This is a genomic window from Arthrobacter sp. B3I9 (assembly GCF_030816935.1).
Taxonomy (GTDB): Bacteria; Actinomycetota; Actinomycetes; order Actinomycetales; family Micrococcaceae; genus Arthrobacter.
The window spans coordinates 2148315-2162878 of the sequence record NZ_JAUSYO010000001.1; the positions used below are offsets into that span (position 1 = coordinate 2148315).

Consider the following 14564-nt stretch of genomic DNA (forward strand, 5'->3'; position numbering starts at 1 on the left):
TGAATAATTAACGGGTTGTGAGGGGTGCTTCATTGGAAGAACGTTCGACGCCGGTGCAGGCGGCACCAGCGGATAAGAGTGCTAGCCAGGCTTCGCAGACTGGCGTGGTGGCTCCCGTGCGCGCTGAATCCGCCGTTCCGGTCGACTCCGGCGCCCGGCCTACGTTCCCCGGCCGGCGGGAACGTACGCGCTCCCGGCTCGCCCGGCTGACGGGACGCGGCGCTCCCGCCTACTCGCCCATCCTCGAGCCGTTGCTGCGCACGGTCCGCGCCAACAACCCCAAAGAGGACTTCGACCTCATCCAGCGCGCTTTTGTCGTGGCGGAGCGTTGCCATCGCGGGCAGAAGCGCAAGAGCGGGGACCCCTACATCACCCACCCGGTGGCCGTCGCCACCATCCTCGCTGAACTGGGCCTCAGCGGCACAACCTTGGCCGCGGCGTTGCTGCACGACACTGTGGAGGATACCTCCTATACCCTGGCGGACCTCAAGGCCGAGTTCGGACCCGAGGTGGCGATGCTGGTCGATGGCGTCACCAAGCTCGACAAGGTCAGCTTCGGCGAGGCCGCGCAGTCCGAGACCGTGCGCAAGATGGTCGTGGCCATGGCCAAGGACATCCGCGTGCTGATGATCAAGCTCGCTGACCGGCTCCACAACGCCCGCACCTGGCGCTTCGTCTCTGCGGAATCCTCGGCCCGGAAAGCCCGGGAAACCCTGGAAATCTTCGCCCCGCTGGCCCACCGGCTCGGCATGAACACGATCAAATGGGAGCTGGAGGACCTGTCCTTCGCCGCCCTGTACCCGAAGGTCTACGAGGAAATCGTGCGGATGGTGGGGGACCGGACCCCGGAGCGCGAAAAGAACCTCAGCGTCATCCGCAACCAGATCACCGAGGACCTGCGGGAAGCCAGGATCAAGGCCACCATCACCGGACGGCCGAAGCACTACTACTCGATCTACCAAAAGATGATTGTCCGCGACAAGGACTTTGACGACATCAACGACCTCATGGGCGTCCGGGTCCTGGTCGATTCCGTCCGGGACTGCTACGCGGCGCTTGGCGCCATGCACTCGCGCTGGAACCCTCTGCCCGGGCGGTTCAAGGACTACATCGCGATGCCCAAGTTCAACATGTACCAGTCACTGCACACCACCGTGATCGGGCCCGGCGGCAAACCGGTGGAAATCCAGATCCGGACCCACGAGATGCACCGCCGGGCCGAGTACGGCGTTGCCGCGCACTGGAAGTACAAGGACCAGCCGAACCGCACGGCGTCCGGGCCGGGAAGTCCCCGCGACGGTGATATGGGCTGGTTGCGCTCCCTCGTCGACTGGCAGCAGGAGACCTCCGACCCCGGCGAATTCCTCGATTCCCTGCGCTTTGAGATCAACGCCCGCGAAGTCTTCGTCTTCACCCCCAAGGGCGAGGTCATGGCCCTGCCGGCGGGCTCCACCCCCGTCGACTTCGCCTACGCCGTGCACACCGAGGTAGGCCACCGCACCATCGGTGCCCGGGTCAACGGCAAGCTGGTACCGCTTAACAGCGAACTGAACCACGGCGACTGGGTGGAAATTTTCACGTCCAAGGCCGAAGGGGCCGGCCCCAGCCAGGACTGGCAGCACTTCGTCAAGAGCGCCCGGGCCCGGAACAAGATCCGCCAGTGGTTCAGCAAGGAACGCCGCGAAGAGTCGATCGAGCGCGGCAAGGATCTGCTGACCAAGGCGATGCGCAAGCAGAACCTGCCGCTGCAGCGACTCATGACACACGATGCCCTCGCGGCGATCGCGGAGGACTTCAAGTACGTCGACATCTCAGGGCTTTACGCCGGTGTTGGCGACGGGCACACCTCGGCCCAGTCCGTGATGGAACGCCTCGTTGAGAGCCTCGGCGGCAACGACACCCCCGAGGACGACCTCACCGAGGTGTCCATCCCGACCCAGGTGACCAAGGCCCGCTACTCCGATTCCGGTGTTGTGGTCCGCGGTGTCGATGACGTCTGGGTCAAGCTCGCCCGCTGTTGCACCCCGGTGCCGCCGGACCCGATTCTGGGCTTCGTCACCCGCGGCTCCGGCGTCTCCGTGCACCGGACCGACTGCAGCAACGTCACTGGCCTCCTGGAGCAGCCGGACCGGATCGTTGAAGTGGAATGGGCGCCGACGCAGTCAAGCGTCTTCCTGGTCGAAATCCAGGTCGAGGCCCTGGACCGCAAGTCCCTTCTCTCGGACGTGACCCGGATCCTCTCGGAAAACCACGTCAACATCCTCGCGGCCAGCGTGCACACATCCACGGACCGGGTGGCCATCTCCAAGTTCGCCTTCGAAATGGGCGACCCCAAGTACCTAAGCCACGTGTTGAGCGCCGTGCGACGGATTGACGGCGTCTTCGACGTGTACCGGACCACCGGCAACCGGCGGCGCAGCTAGGGCGGACGTGCGGCCTCGAGGGCGTCAAGCCGCTCCAGCGCCGCCTTCTTGTGGGGTACCCGCGGGGTGGCTTCCACGGCGAGCCTGAGGAGGCGCAGCCGCACGCCGAGTTCGCTGCGTTCCAGCAGTGCGGCCAGGACCGGCAGGGCGCGATCCGTCTCCACATGCAGGGCGATGTCCAGGGCAGTCCGCAAGGGACTTGAGACCATCAGTCCGCCCAGGCTCACCACGTCCAGGGCGCCCAGCCGCACCTCGTGGAAGGTGCAGCCCCGGGTGGACCTCAGGCTGGAGATCCTCCGGTTGGCGTCCACCAGCAGTGCCAGCCGGTCCGGTTCCTGGGCGCAGCCGTAGACCCACGCTGCCGTCAGCCGGCCGGCAACCACGCGCTGCCTGATCGTGGGCGGGATCATAGTGCCCAGTGCGCGCGCCCGTAGGTGGGGTGTGGACCGGGCGCCCGGCGGCAGGTAACCGCGCTGGTACAGCTGCGTCAGCACGCCGTCGGACGCCATGGCCTGCAGCTCCGGCCACGAGAAAAGCCGACCGGGGGAGTACAGCTCTGCCGGAAGGGAAACGGGGGCAGCCGGGTCAGGGTTGCCGGGTGGGTGGACCATGCAGCAATCGTCCCGGCTGCCCCGGAACGGAAACAGGCCCCGCCGCGGTCATGTGGATAACCGAAACGGGGCCTGGACTGTTTTTGCGGCCGTGCGCTAGGAGAGCTCGCTCGCTGACCGTTCGAGCTGTTCCAGCCATGCCTGGCGGGCCTCGAGGGCTTCCTTGGCGGCCTTGATCTTGCGCTCGTCGCCTGCCTTTTCCGCCTTGGCAAGGTCATCCTTGAGACCGGCGATGGCGGATTCGAGCTGGCTGAGCGCGCTGTTGGTGCGGGCCTTGGTTTCCGGGTTGGACCGCTTCCAGTTCTCGTCCTCGGCCTGGCGGACGGCGTCCTCCACCTTCCGGAGCCCGGCTTCGATCCGGCCCATGTCGCCGCGGGGCACCTTCCCGGCTTCTTCCCACCGGTCACGGATGGATTGCAGGGCCTTCTTCGCGGCGGCAAGGTCCTTGATGGGCAGAAGCTCGTTGGCTTCAACCAGGAGCTGTTCCTTCACGGCGAGGTTTGCGCCGTACTCCTGGTCGATTTCATCATTGGCTGCCTGCCGGTTCGTGAAAAAGACGTCTTGCGCTGCCCGGAAACGCGCCCACAGAGCGTCGTCATCCTTCCTGCTGGCGCGCGGCGAGGCCTTCCACTGGTCCATGAGGCGGCGGTACTCGCCGGCGGCGAAGCCCCAGTCGGTCGAGGAGGAAAGGGCTTCCGCGTCCGCGATCAGCTTCTCCTTGGCGGCCTTGGCTGCCGAGTTGTTGCTGTCCAGCTGCGAGAAGTAGGCGCGGCGGTGGCGGTCGAAAACGGTGCGGGCCGCACGGAAACGCTTCCAGAGGGCGTCTTCGTTGCTGCGCCCAAGGCGTACGCCGCTCTTCTGTGCCGTCTTCCAGCTCTCGAAAAGCTCGTTCATGCGGGCGCTGGAGGTCTTCCACTGGATCTGCGCGGGGTCGTGGCCGGCAATTTCCTCGGCTTCGGCAACGATGGCTTCGCGTGCTGCCAGTTCTGCGGCCCGGACGGCGTCGTGCTCGGCCTTTTCGGCTTTCTCCAGCTCGTTGATCTGTGTGACCAGGGCATCCAGGCGGCCCTCGGCGGAGCGCAGGTCGCCCACCATGTTCCGCTCTGCCAACTGTTCGCGCAGGTGCGTGACGGTCTTCTGCATGTCCGTGGTGGGCGCCTTGGAGTTGACGCGCTGTTCCAGCAGGACGATCTGTGCGACGACGTCGTCGTACTTGCGGGCGAAGTAGCTGAGGGCCTCGTCATCGCTGACGCCCGGGTACTGTCCCACCGGGTGCTCCTCACCGTCGACGGTCAGGAACACGTGGCCGTCGCCTTCCACCCGGCCCCAGCGGGCGGCCTCGGCCAGGGAAGCGGCAGAGGAAACCGACGCGGGTGCGGCCGCCGGTGCGGCCGGGGAGGGCTTGGCCTTCGGCCGGGCCGCGAACGCCGCCGGAGACGGGGCGGGACGCCCCGGGGCCGGTGTAGCCGGAGCGGGTGCTGCAGCCACAGGTGCGGCGTCAGCTTCCGGTGCTTCGGGTGCCGCCTGCGGCTCTACGACCGCCTCCGCCGCCTGCGGCTCTACGACCGCCTCAGCCACCTGAGGCTCTACGACCGCCTCCGCCACCTGAGGCTCTACGACCGCCTCAGTCGCTGTGTCTGTGGGAGTGTCGGTTGCCCCGTCTGAGGACTGCGTTGCCTGTTCCGAGGACTGCTCCGAAGCCTGTCCTGTGCCCAGTCCTTCGGACCTCGCCTCCGTGTCGGTCTCGTTGGCAGCTGCCGCTGACACTGTTTCGTCGGATTTCTGACTGTCTGTCACCGCTAGAAGTCTTTCGCTTGGAGGTATATACCGGCACCGCAGCCACGAGGGCCCGCGGCTGGTTACTTCAGTGAGAACGAGTCTATCGTGACTGGTTCCGCAGGTGCGCCGTCGGTGGCGTTATCACCCGGTTTAAGGCCTGCCGCGGCGATCCCGGTGACTACATCCAGGCCGGACGTCACCCTGCCGACAACGGTGTATCCGCCGGCAGCATCGGCCGGAATGACGGTGTCCTTGTAGACGATGAAGAACTGCGTGCCGTTACCGTAGGCGTTGCCGCTGGTCCGGGCCACGGCGATGGTCCCTGCCGGATAGTTGTTGTCCGCAGGGGTATTTTCCAGCGGCCCCCACGTGTAGGCCGGATCGCCGCTGCCATCGCCGGTTTTGGAACCGCACTGCAGTACGCCGAAGGTTTCGCCTGTGGTGAGCCGGTGGCAGGCGAGGCCGGCGTAGAAGTTCTGGTCCGCGAGCGACTTGAAGACGGCCGCCGCCTGGGGAGCCTTGCTGCCGTCCAGTTCGACCCCCAGCACGCCCCTGTTGAGCTTGAGCTCGCCGGTGAAGGTCTTGCCGGCCGCGGTTTCCGGTTTGGGGATGTTCCCGCCGTTGCTGGGCGAGGCCGACGGCGTCGCGGACGGTGAGGCCAGGCCCGCCTGCGCTGCGGCGAACTCCTCCTCCGAGGGGTTGGAGGAAAAGACGGTCAGCTGGAGGATGAGCGCGAGGGCAAGGGCCGCTGCGCCCCCGCTGATGGCGAGGATGTTGTCGCGCTTGCGGCGTTTGACCTGTTCCCGGCGCAGCTCGCGCTTCGCCTCCATCTGCTGGACGCGCCGCTTGGCATCGCGGGCACTCCGTGAACTGGCGGCCAAAAGTCCTCCTGGGTGTGGTGCCGGAACCGCGGCGGGCCGTGGCGCCGTCGCGGTTTCAGCTTCGAAGCTGTAGGCGGTCCGGTCCGTGCACGGCCGCATTAGAGAAGCCGGCGTTCAACGCATAAACTGACTGCCGCACACAGTTTATGCACGACTGGCCGCTCGGCCGCCTATCTGTTCCCCGTTTCGGACTACCGTTACGGCCGGACCGGGGCGGCAGTTTCCCGGCCGGGAATACCTGAGGAGAAAATTCCACCATGGCACGCACCGCCTCCCTGTCCGGATTCCCCGAGTGGCTTCCCGAGGAGCGGCTGGTGGAGCTGCATGTGCTGGACACGCTGCGCCGCGTCTTTGAGCTCCATGGCTTCTCCTCCATCGAGACCCGGGCCGTGGAGACGGTGGGCCAGCTGCTGCGCAAGGGCGAGATCGACAAAGAGGTCTACGGCCTCCGCCGGCTGCAGGACGAGGAAAGCGACGAGGCCAAGGCGCACAAGGACGACCCGAACGCCCTTGCGCTGCACTTCGACCTGACCGTACCGTTCGCCCGCTACGTCGTCGAGAATGCCGGCTACCTCGCCTTTCCGTTTCGCCGCTACCAGGTCCAGAAGGTCTGGCGCGGCGAACGCCCGCAGGAGGGCCGCGCCCGGGAGTTCACCCAGGCGGATATCGACATCGTCGGCGACGGCGAACTCCCGTTCCGTTACGACGTCGAGATTGCGCTGGTGATCGCGGAGGCGCTCGGCGCCCTGCCGATTCCGGACTTCCTGCTCCGGATCAACAACCGGAAGCTGGCCGAGGGCTTCTACAACGGCATCGGCCTCACGGACACCGCCGGTGTGCTGCGCAGCATCGACAAGCTGGAGAAGATCGGCCCCGCCAAGGTCGCCGGGTTGCTGCAGTCCGAACTCGGCGCCACCGCGGAGCAGGCCGAAGCGGCGCTCAAGCTCGCCTCGATCCGTACCGAGGACACGTCCTTCGTGGAGCAGGTCCGCGCGCTGGGCGTCAGCAACGAACTCCTCGAGGAAGGCCTCACCGAGCTGGAGCAGGTCATTGCGGCCGCCGTCCAGCGCGCCCCCGGCAGGGTGGTCGCGGACCTCAGCATTGCCCGCGGCCTGGACTACTACACCGGCACCGTGGTGGAGACCGTGCTCGTAGGCCATGAGCAGCTCGGCTCGATCTGCTCCGGCGGACGCTACGACGCGCTGGCCAGCAAGGGAAACCGCAAGTTCCCCGGCGTCGGGCTGTCGATCGGCGTGACCCGGCTAGTCTCCCGGATCCTCAGCCAGGACCTCGCCAGGGCCTCCCGTGCCGTGCCCACCGCCGTGCTGGTGGCGCTTACGAATGACGACAGCTGGGGAGCGGCCCAGGACGTCGCCGCACAGCTGCGCGCCCGGGGCATCGCCACCGAAGTCGCCGCGAAGGCCGAAAAGTTCGGCAAGCAGATCAAGTTCGCCGACCGCCGGGGCATCCCCTTTGTCTGGTTCACCGACGACGACGGCAAGCACCAGGTCAAGGACATCCGCTCCGGCGAGCAGGCCGATGCCGATCCGGGCAGCTGGGCGCCGGCCGAGGAAGACCTGCACGTCAGGGTCACCACGGCCTAGCTCCGGGCGCCGGCTGCCTGCCATTCCGGGTCAGGCCCGGCCTGCGGGTAAACTCGAACGGGACCGTTCCAGTAGCGGCTCCACCTTGATTCTGTCTTTCCCTCTGTCTTCTTCAGAAAGGCGTGCTGTGCTGCGCACACATGACCTCGGATCCCTTCGTTCCGAGCACATTGGACAAACCGTAACCCTGGCCGGCTGGGTCGGCCGGCGTCGTGACCACGGTGGTGTCGCATTCGTTGACCTGCGCGACGCTTCAGGCGTCGCCCAGGTCGTCGTCCGCGAGGAAGAGGTCTTCCACGGCCTGCGCAACGAGTACGTGCTGCAAATCATCGGCACCGTGTCCAGGCGTCCCGAGGGCAATGAGAACCCCGCGCTGCCAACCGGAGAGATCGAGGTGATGGCCGAGAAGGTCACCATCCTGAACACCTCCGATCCGCTGCCTTTCCAGATCGACGAGCACGTCGAGGTCGGCGAAGAAGCACGCCTGAAGCACCGCTACCTGGACCTGCGCCGCCCGGGCCCCGCCCGCAACATGCGGCTGCGGTCGGAAGCCAACAGGGTGGCCCGCGAGCTGCTCCACGGGGAAGGTTTCGTCGAAATCGAAACCCCCACGCTGACCCGATCGACGCCGGAAGGCGCCCGGGACTTCGTCGTCCCCGCCCGCCTGGCGCCCGGCTCCTGGTACGCGCTTCCGCAGTCGCCGCAGCTGTTCAAGCAGCTCCTCCAGGTCGGTGGATTCGAGAAGTACTACCAGATCGCCCGCTGCTACCGCGACGAGGACTTCCGCGCGGACCGCCAGCCCGAGTTCACCCAGCTCGACATCGAAGCCAGCTTCGTGGAGCAGGACGACATCATCCGCCTCGGTGAAGGCATCGTAAAGGCGCTCTGGAAGCTGATCGACGTCGAGATCCCGACTCCGATCCAGCGCATCACCTACGCCGACGCCATGGCCCGCTACGGCTCCGACAAACCGGACCTGCGCTTCGGCCTGGAGCTCACCGAGCTCACCGAGTTCTTCAAGGACACCAACTTCGGCGTGTTCAAGGCCCCCTACGTCGGCGCCGTCGTCATGCCGGGGGGCGCCTCGCAGGCCCGCCGCGCGCTGGACGCCTGGCAGGAATGGGCCAAGCAGCGCGGCGCCAAGGGCCTGGCGTACGTCCTGTTCAAGGAGGACGGCGAACTCGCCGGCCCCGTGGCGAAGAACCTCACCGACACCGAACGAGCCGGCCTCGCCGACGCCGTCGGCGCCAAGCCCGGCGACTGCATCTTTTTCGCCGCCGGCGAGAAGACGCCGTCGCGCGCCCTGCTGGGTGCTGCCCGGGTGGAGATCGGCCACCGCACCGGCCTCATCAACCCGGCCGACTGGGCCTTCTGCTGGGTGGTCGACGCGCCCATGTTCGAACCGGCCGCAGCCGCCGTCGCTTCCGGCGACGTCGCCGTCGGTGCCGGCCAGTGGACCGCTGTGCACCACGCCTTCACCTCGCCCAAGCCCGAGTTCATGGACAGCTTCGACAAGGATCCCGAATCGGCGCTGTCCTACGCCTACGACATCGTCTGCAACGGCAACGAGATCGGCGGCGGCTCCATCCGTATCCACGAGCGCGAGGTCCAGGAACGGGTCTTCGAGCTCATGGGCCTGGACAAGGAGGATGCGCAGACCAAGTTCGGCTTCCTGCTGGAGGGCTTCAAGTTCGGCGCCCCTCCGCACGGCGGCATTGCCTTCGGCTGGGACCGCGTGGTGGCACTGCTGGCCGGCGTCGAGTCGATCCGCGACGTCATCGCCTTCCCCAAGTCCGGCGGCGGTTACGATCCGCTGACCCAGGCGCCTGCCCCGATCACGGCGCAGCAGCGCAAGGAAGCCGGTGTGGACTTCAAGCCGGAAGCCAAGAAGGCCGCGCCTGTTCCCCAAAGGGCCGAGGACGCAGCCAAGTAGGGTGAACTGATCGTCAGCAAGGCTCTCCGGGAAACCGGGGGGCCTTTTGCTGTCCCGGTAGTTGCTGACGCACCAGGGGTGAACGGAGGGAGTAGGTCTGATGGAACCGGATCCGATGCACGCAATCGAAGCGCTGATGGACGCCGCGTGGCCCGCCCCGGACCGGGAGGAAGCCGGCGGGTGGGTGCTGCGCGCCGCCTCCGGGGTGACGCAGCGGGCCAATTCAACCTGGCCGAAGGAACCCGGCCGGGACCCGCACCAGCAGCTCGCTGCACTGCGGAACGCACGGCTCTGGTACCGGGACAGGCGCCTGCCGCTGATATTCCAGATGTTCGAGGACCCGCGGTCGGGGCCCCTGAACGCCCTCCTCGATGCGGAGGGCTTCACGCGGCAGTCCGAAACCCTGGTGCTCGTGCGGGAGGGCGGCACGGAACCGGCGGAGCCGGAGACAGGCGTTGAGCTGGCACCGCAGCCCTCCCCGGAGTGGCTGCGGCTCTGGTGGAGCGTGGACGGGCGCGGCGATGACCGTGCCATGGCTGTCGCCCGGGAAATCCTCCAAGCCTGCCCGGGCCTGTACGCCCTCGTGCGCGACGACGACGGCATGCCCGCCGCCGTCGGACGCCTTGCCGTTCCTCGCGGCGGAGCCGGCAGCTCGGGCGGCCTGTACTGCATGGCTACCCGTCCGGACATGCGTCGTCGCGGCTACGCCTTGCGGGTCCTGGAGGCGTTGCTCGGGGCGGGGGCGGACTTAAACGTGACCGCGTACTGGCTGCTGGTGACGGCGGCCAACACCCCTGCGCGGGAGCTCTATGGCCGGGCCGGTTTCTCCGAGGCCGGCCGTTACCTCTACCGGCAGGAGCGGCCGAAGCGCCACCTGACCGGCTGCTGAAGGGGGAGCTGCGCCGCGCTAGGCCGAAGGCGGGTCTGTCACCCGGATCCGCACAGCGCACAGGTCTGCCGCGGCCTTCTTCAGCACGACTGCGCGGGGGTCCGGGACGTCGAGGAACGGCAGCCTCGCCAGGGCCGCGTATTGCTTCAGCGCCGGCTCGGCAAGCACCAGCTCGGCCAGGGCCTGATCTCCGCCGTGTGCGAGGTACTCGATCTGCTGCTCTGCGAAGATCCGGGCGGCATGGTCGGCCACGGCCTCGACGAGCGCATCGGCCTGGTTGGCCCGACGCCGGGCGAAGCGCTGCTGCGACCAGCCGCCGGCCGCCGTCCGGGACTGGACGTGCCGCGTCCCGGTCTTCGAGAGGAGCACTGTGCCGCCGCTGACCACAGCCACCGAGTAGCCGCCCCGGCGGACCAGCACAGCCCCAATGCGCCTCGGCTGGCCGGCGAGCGAGCCCAGCCGGGACACCGCGTCACCGCCGCGCCCCGGCCGGCCGTCCACCGGCCACGGCGCCTGGAGCAGGGCGGTGGCCCCGTCCGCGGCCCGCAGCTGCAGTCCGCCGTCGAGCTCTTCCTCCGCGACAGTGCCGTGGCTGGCAGCGAAGCGCTCGACCCAACCCGGCAGGCGCTCACCGGAAACGAACGCCAGGCGGGTGTCGGGGTTGGCCATGGGGCGGGGCTCCGTCGGATAGGTGTCAGGGCGGGGAGGATCTAGAAGTAGCCTATCTATGTGGATGATCTCTTTGGCGCAGGGCAGGATAACGCCGGTGGACGCGACGACGACGCCGAAGAGGCCAGGGACGGCCGGCCCACAGGTGGAGCCACGTCGCCCCGGAGCCCGCTGGCTGTCCGGATGCGGCCACGGACGCTGGACGACGTCGTCGGCCAGCAGCATCTGCTGGGCCAGGGGTCGCCGCTACGCCAGCTTGCGGCGGGAACGGACGCGACCGGGCCCGCGGGCCCGAGTTCGCTGATCCTCTGGGGTCCTCCCGGGACCGGCAAGACCACGCTCGCGCACGTCATCGCGAAGGGTCCGGGCCGGAAATTTGTGGAGCTCTCCGCGATAACGGCCGGCGTCAAGGACGTCCGTCGCGTGATGGACGAGGCCCTCACCGCCCGGGACCTCTACAAAACCACCACCGTGTTGTTCCTGGACGAAATCCACCGTTTCAACAAAGCACAGCAGGACGCCCTGTTGCCCGGCGTCGAAAACCGCTGGGTGGTGCTGGTGGCCGCGACCACGGAAAATCCATCCTTTTCCGTCGTCTCCCCGCTGCTTTCCCGGTCGCTGCTGCTGACCCTCAAACCGCTCACCGACGCGGATGTCGAGGGCCTGCTCCTGCGCGCCACGGCCGATGCCCGGGGCTTGGGGGGCAAAGTGGAACTTAGTGCCGAGGCCCTGGAACACCTTGTGCGGCTCTCCGGCGGGGATGCCCGGCGGGCGCTGACCGCACTGGAGGCCGCTGCCGGCGTCGCGTTCGGTGATGCGGACGACGCCGACGCAGTCGTTGTGGGGGCAGCCGCCGAGGGAGCCGCTTCGGCCGGGCCGGCTCCGGTCAGGATCGAGCTGAGGCACACCGAGCGGGCGCTGGACGTCGCATCCGTGCGGTATGACCGCGCCGGGGACCAGCACTACGACGTGGCCAGCGCCTTCATCAAGTCCATCCGGGGCTCCGACGTTGACGCCGCCCTGCATTACCTCGCGCGGATGCTCGAGGCGGGGGAGGACCCGAAGTTCGTTGCCCGGCGCATTGTCATTTCCGCGGCGGAGGACGTCGGCATGGCAGATCCCACGGCGCTGCAGACCGCCGTCGCCGCGGCGCAGGCCGTGCAGCTGATCGGAATGCCCGAAGGCCGCATCGTCCTGGCCGAGGCAGTGGTGCACCTTGCCACGGCGCCGAAGTCCAACGCGGCCTACATGGGCCTGAACCAGGCGATCGCCGACGTCCGCGCCGGACTGGGCAACGGCATCCCCGCGCACCTGCGCGACGCCCACTATCCCGGCTCCAAGCAGCTGGGCCACGGGAAAGGCTACAAGTACGCCCACGACGCGCCGCACTCCGTGGCCACCCAGCAATACCCGCCGGACGACCTGGTGGGCCGCAACTACTACCAGCCGACCGCCAACGGCGCGGAGCGGGACATCGCCACCCGGCTGGAGCGGCTACGGAAGATCGTCCGCGGCCAGTAAGCCGCCGAGGGCAAGATGCCGTGGGTAAGCCGCGGCGGGGGAAAGACGGCCGGGGGAAATGCCCGTTGACTTCCCGCCCGGGAGGTCTAACGTTGAAATACGTCAGCACGGATCTGCTGCACGTGCATGCTCCCGAACGTCTCCTTCCCAGGTTTTCCCGTTCTCAGGTCGTGTCCGATGTCGGTAAATTTCGTCACAGCTATGGCTATCAAGTCTTTTGATGTCCCGGACAAGAAGCGGTGTCCGGACGACAAGGCCGAATTCGACCTCGTCACTGTGAACGATTTCTCCGTGACGCGCCTCATCCTTGGCCCCGGCTGGCGATGGTCGGAATGCATGAAGCTGCTCGAGCGGACCGAGCTGTGCCAGCACCACCACTTGGGATTCTGCGTTTCCGGGTCGATGGAAGTTGAAACTCCGGAAGGCCTGCGATCCACCATCCATGCCAACGACACCTATGCGATCCCGCCGGGCCATGACGAATGGGTGGTCGGGTTAACCTCGTTCGTCGCTGTGGAGTTCCTGGGTGCGGCGTCGTTCGGGCGGCGCGGCAGCACGGGCGTGCACGCGAGGATCTGACCGGCCGCCGGTCCTGCCGTGCTAGGATTGTTCGTTGTCTGGCAAGGCACGGACGCACAATCCACCCGTATTCAGCAATTCTTGCTGTCTGAAGTTTTTTCGGTGGGTTCGCCCTGTGCCCAGTAGCAAAAGGCAGCGGTTGGCCGATGCTCTCCATCGTGGAGGCCAGTAACACTGACACACCGCAGATATTGGAAGGACACAAGTGGCTAACAACACTCGTGCTCGCCGTACCGCACGCCTTTCGCGTGCACTCGGCATCGCTCTGACCCCCAAGGCCGCCAAGTACATGGAGCGCCGCCCGTACGGCCCCGGTGAGCATGGCCGTGCCCGCAAGAAGCAGGACTCCGACTACGCCGTACGTCTGCGCGAAAAGCAGCGTCTGCGCGCCCAGTACGGCATCCGCGAAGCCCAGATGACCCGCGCCTTCGAAGAAGCGCGCCGCACCAAGGGCCTGACCGGTGAAAACCTGATCGAACTGCTCGAAATGCGTCTCGACGCCCTCGTGCTGCGTGCAGGCTTCGCCCGCACCATCGCCCAGGCCCGCCAGCTGGTTGTCCACCGCCACATCCTGGTTGACGGCATCCGCGTTGACCGCCCGTCTTTCCGCGTCTCCGAGGGCCAGCTGGTCCACGTTCACAGCCGCAGCGAGACCATGCCCCCGTTCCAGGTTGCAGCAGCCGGCGCCCACCGCGACGTCCTGCCCATGGTTCCGGCATACCTGGACGTCAAGCTTGACGCCCTGCAGGCCCGCCTCGTGCGTCGCCCCAAGCGTTCCGAGATCCCCGTGACCTGCGAAGAGCAGCTCGTCGTGGAATTCTACGCACGCTAAATTCAGCGCAACACCTTACGAAGAAGCCCGTGGCAAGCGCCGCGGGCTTCTTTGTATGTAAGGTACTTGGGGGAGTTCTGCGGTTGCCGGCTGATCAGCCGGAGCAGGGCGCAGAAACTACAACGCAACAAGGAGATGAACGACTATGTCTGGTGGCGATATTGCCGGCCTGATCGCGGCCGGAGTGTTTGCACTGCTGGTCCTGCTGCTCGCCGTGCCGATCCTGAAGCTCGGGGGAGTGTTCGACGAAGTGCGCGCCTCCATCCGCTCGATCAGCGACGGCGCCACCCCCCTCATGGACGAAGTCACGGCCACCGTCTCCACCACCAACCAGCAGCTGAAGAAAGTCGACGGGATCGCAAACAACGTCTCCGACGCTTCGGCGAACATCTCCGCGCTGTCCTCGCTGGTGGCCGCCACCGTGGGCTCACCGCTCATCAAGGTCGCCGCGTTCAGCTACGGTGTGCGCTCTGCCTTCAGTTCCCGCAAGAAGCCCACCACCGGCCGCCGCAGCCGCTAATCCAGCTGGAGACACAGACATGAACAGAATCATCTGGATGGGAATCGGCGTCGCCATCGGCGTCATCGCCTTCCGCAAGGTCACCGCGGTGCAGAACACTCTCGGCCCCGAAGGCCTGAACCGGGCCGTGGGGCGGCTTGCCGACGGCCTGTTCGACTTCGCCGACGCCGTCCGGGACGGGATGCAGGAGCGGGAAACCGAGCTCCGCGGCGCCCTTGGCATCGATACAGGCATTGATACAGGCATCAACGCCGGCACCAACGCAGCCATCGGCAGCGGCGCCAGTGCCGCCGTGGGCCGGGATGCAGTACGCCGCTAGCCGG

The 14564-nt window shown here is 67.2% G+C and carries 12 protein-coding genes and 1 pseudogene; 9 read left to right on the plus strand and 4 right to left on the minus strand.

Annotated elements, in window-relative coordinates:
- Window positions 1-32: 32 nt before the first annotated feature.
- Window positions 33-2423 carry a bifunctional (p)ppGpp synthetase/guanosine-3',5'-bis(diphosphate) 3'-pyrophosphohydrolase gene (locus QFZ65_RS10145; protein ID WP_373427576.1) on the plus strand — a complete coding sequence of 797 codons (2391 nt, stop codon included), beginning with the start codon at window positions 33-35 and terminating at the stop codon, window positions 2421-2423.
- Here QFZ65_RS10145 and QFZ65_RS10150 read toward each other — a convergent pair.
- The 3 genes from QFZ65_RS10150 to QFZ65_RS10160 form a co-directional block, all read right to left on the minus strand.
- On the minus strand, window positions 2420-3034 hold the full coding sequence (locus tag QFZ65_RS10150; protein WP_306910053.1) for a type IV toxin-antitoxin system AbiEi family antitoxin: 615 nt from the start codon (window positions 3032-3034) through the stop codon (window positions 2420-2422). The genes QFZ65_RS10145 and QFZ65_RS10150 overlap by 4 nt on opposite strands.
- Before the next feature lie 96 nt (window positions 3035-3130).
- A complete protein-coding gene (locus QFZ65_RS10155) occupies window positions 3131-4831 on the minus strand; it encodes a DUF349 domain-containing protein (RefSeq protein WP_306910054.1) in 1701 nt (566 codons plus the stop codon).
- Between the two features lie 62 nt (window positions 4832-4893).
- Complete coding sequence (locus QFZ65_RS10160) at window positions 4894-5694, minus strand: peptidylprolyl isomerase (RefSeq protein ID WP_306910055.1); 801 nt, start codon at window positions 5692-5694, stop codon at window positions 4894-4896.
- Window positions 5695-5951: 257 nt separating this feature from the next.
- Here QFZ65_RS10160 and hisS point away from each other — a divergent pair, with 257 nt between their 5' ends.
- The 3 genes from hisS (at window position 5952) to QFZ65_RS10175 (ending at window position 10120) form a co-directional block, all read left to right on the plus strand.
- Window positions 5952-7298 carry a histidine--tRNA ligase gene (gene hisS, locus QFZ65_RS10165; protein WP_306910056.1) on the plus strand — a complete coding sequence of 449 codons (1347 nt, stop codon included), beginning with the start codon at window positions 5952-5954 and terminating at the stop codon, window positions 7296-7298.
- 127 nt (window positions 7299-7425) lie between these two features.
- On the plus strand, window positions 7426-9231 hold the full coding sequence (gene aspS, locus QFZ65_RS10170) for an aspartate--tRNA ligase (RefSeq protein WP_306910058.1): 1806 nt from the start codon (window positions 7426-7428) through the stop codon (window positions 9229-9231).
- Window positions 9232-9331: 100 nt separating this feature from the next.
- Complete coding sequence (locus QFZ65_RS10175) at window positions 9332-10120, plus strand: GNAT family N-acetyltransferase (protein WP_306910059.1); 789 nt, start codon at window positions 9332-9334, stop codon at window positions 10118-10120.
- Window positions 10121-10138: 18 nt separating this feature from the next.
- On the opposite strand, the gene QFZ65_RS10180 is transcribed toward QFZ65_RS10175, so the two are convergent.
- Window positions 10139-10789, minus strand: coding sequence for an acVLRF1 family peptidyl-tRNA hydrolase (locus tag QFZ65_RS10180; protein ID WP_306910061.1), 651 nt, complete (start codon window positions 10787-10789; stop codon window positions 10139-10141).
- A 60-nt stretch (window positions 10790-10849) separates the two neighbouring features.
- On the opposite strand from QFZ65_RS10180, the gene QFZ65_RS10185 reads away from it, so the two are divergent.
- The 5 genes and pseudogenes from QFZ65_RS10185 to QFZ65_RS10205 form a co-directional block, all read left to right on the plus strand.
- Entirely contained in the window at window positions 10850-12310 is a 1461-nt protein-coding gene (locus tag QFZ65_RS10185) for a replication-associated recombination protein A (RefSeq protein WP_306910063.1), read from the plus strand.
- Between the two features lie 201 nt (window positions 12311-12511).
- Window positions 12512-12889 (plus strand): cupin, encoded by a 378-nt coding sequence (locus QFZ65_RS10190; protein WP_306910065.1) that lies wholly within the window; start codon window positions 12512-12514, stop codon window positions 12887-12889.
- A 205-nt stretch (window positions 12890-13094) separates the two neighbouring features.
- Window positions 13095-13721 carry a 30S ribosomal protein S4 gene (gene rpsD, locus QFZ65_RS10195; protein ID WP_138769222.1) on the plus strand — a complete coding sequence of 209 codons (627 nt, stop codon included), beginning with the start codon at window positions 13095-13097 and terminating at the stop codon, window positions 13719-13721.
- A gap of 145 nt (window positions 13722-13866) precedes the next feature.
- Entirely contained in the window at window positions 13867-14241 is a 375-nt protein-coding gene (locus QFZ65_RS10200) for a DUF948 domain-containing protein (RefSeq protein ID WP_306910069.1), read from the plus strand.
- A 19-nt stretch (window positions 14242-14260) separates the two neighbouring features.
- Window positions 14261-14470: pseudogene (locus QFZ65_RS10205) on the plus strand (DUF6167 family protein); the annotation flags it as partial.
- Between the last annotated feature and the right edge of the window lie 94 nt (window positions 14471-14564).

Bases quoted from the DNA above. Each gene is read 5' to 3' on its own strand.
- QFZ65_RS10180 (WP_306910061.1), bottom strand. From the start codon at position 10,789: ATGGCCAACCCCGACACCCGCCTGGCGTTCGTTTCCGGTGAGCGCCTG.
- QFZ65_RS10200 (WP_306910069.1), top strand. From the start codon at position 13,867: ATGTCTGGTGGCGATATTGCCGGCCTGATCGCGGCCGGAGTGTTTGCA.
- QFZ65_RS10175 (WP_306910059.1), top strand. From the start codon at position 9,332: ATGGAACCGGATCCGATGCACGCAATCGAAGCGCTGATGGACGCCGCG.
- QFZ65_RS10150 (WP_306910053.1), bottom strand. From the start codon at position 3,034: ATGGTCCACCCACCCGGCAACCCTGACCCGGCTGCCCCCGTTTCCCTT.
- hisS (WP_306910056.1), top strand. From the start codon at position 5,952: ATGGCACGCACCGCCTCCCTGTCCGGATTCCCCGAGTGGCTTCCCGAG.
- QFZ65_RS10190 (WP_306910065.1), top strand. From the start codon at position 12,512: ATGGCTATCAAGTCTTTTGATGTCCCGGACAAGAAGCGGTGTCCGGAC.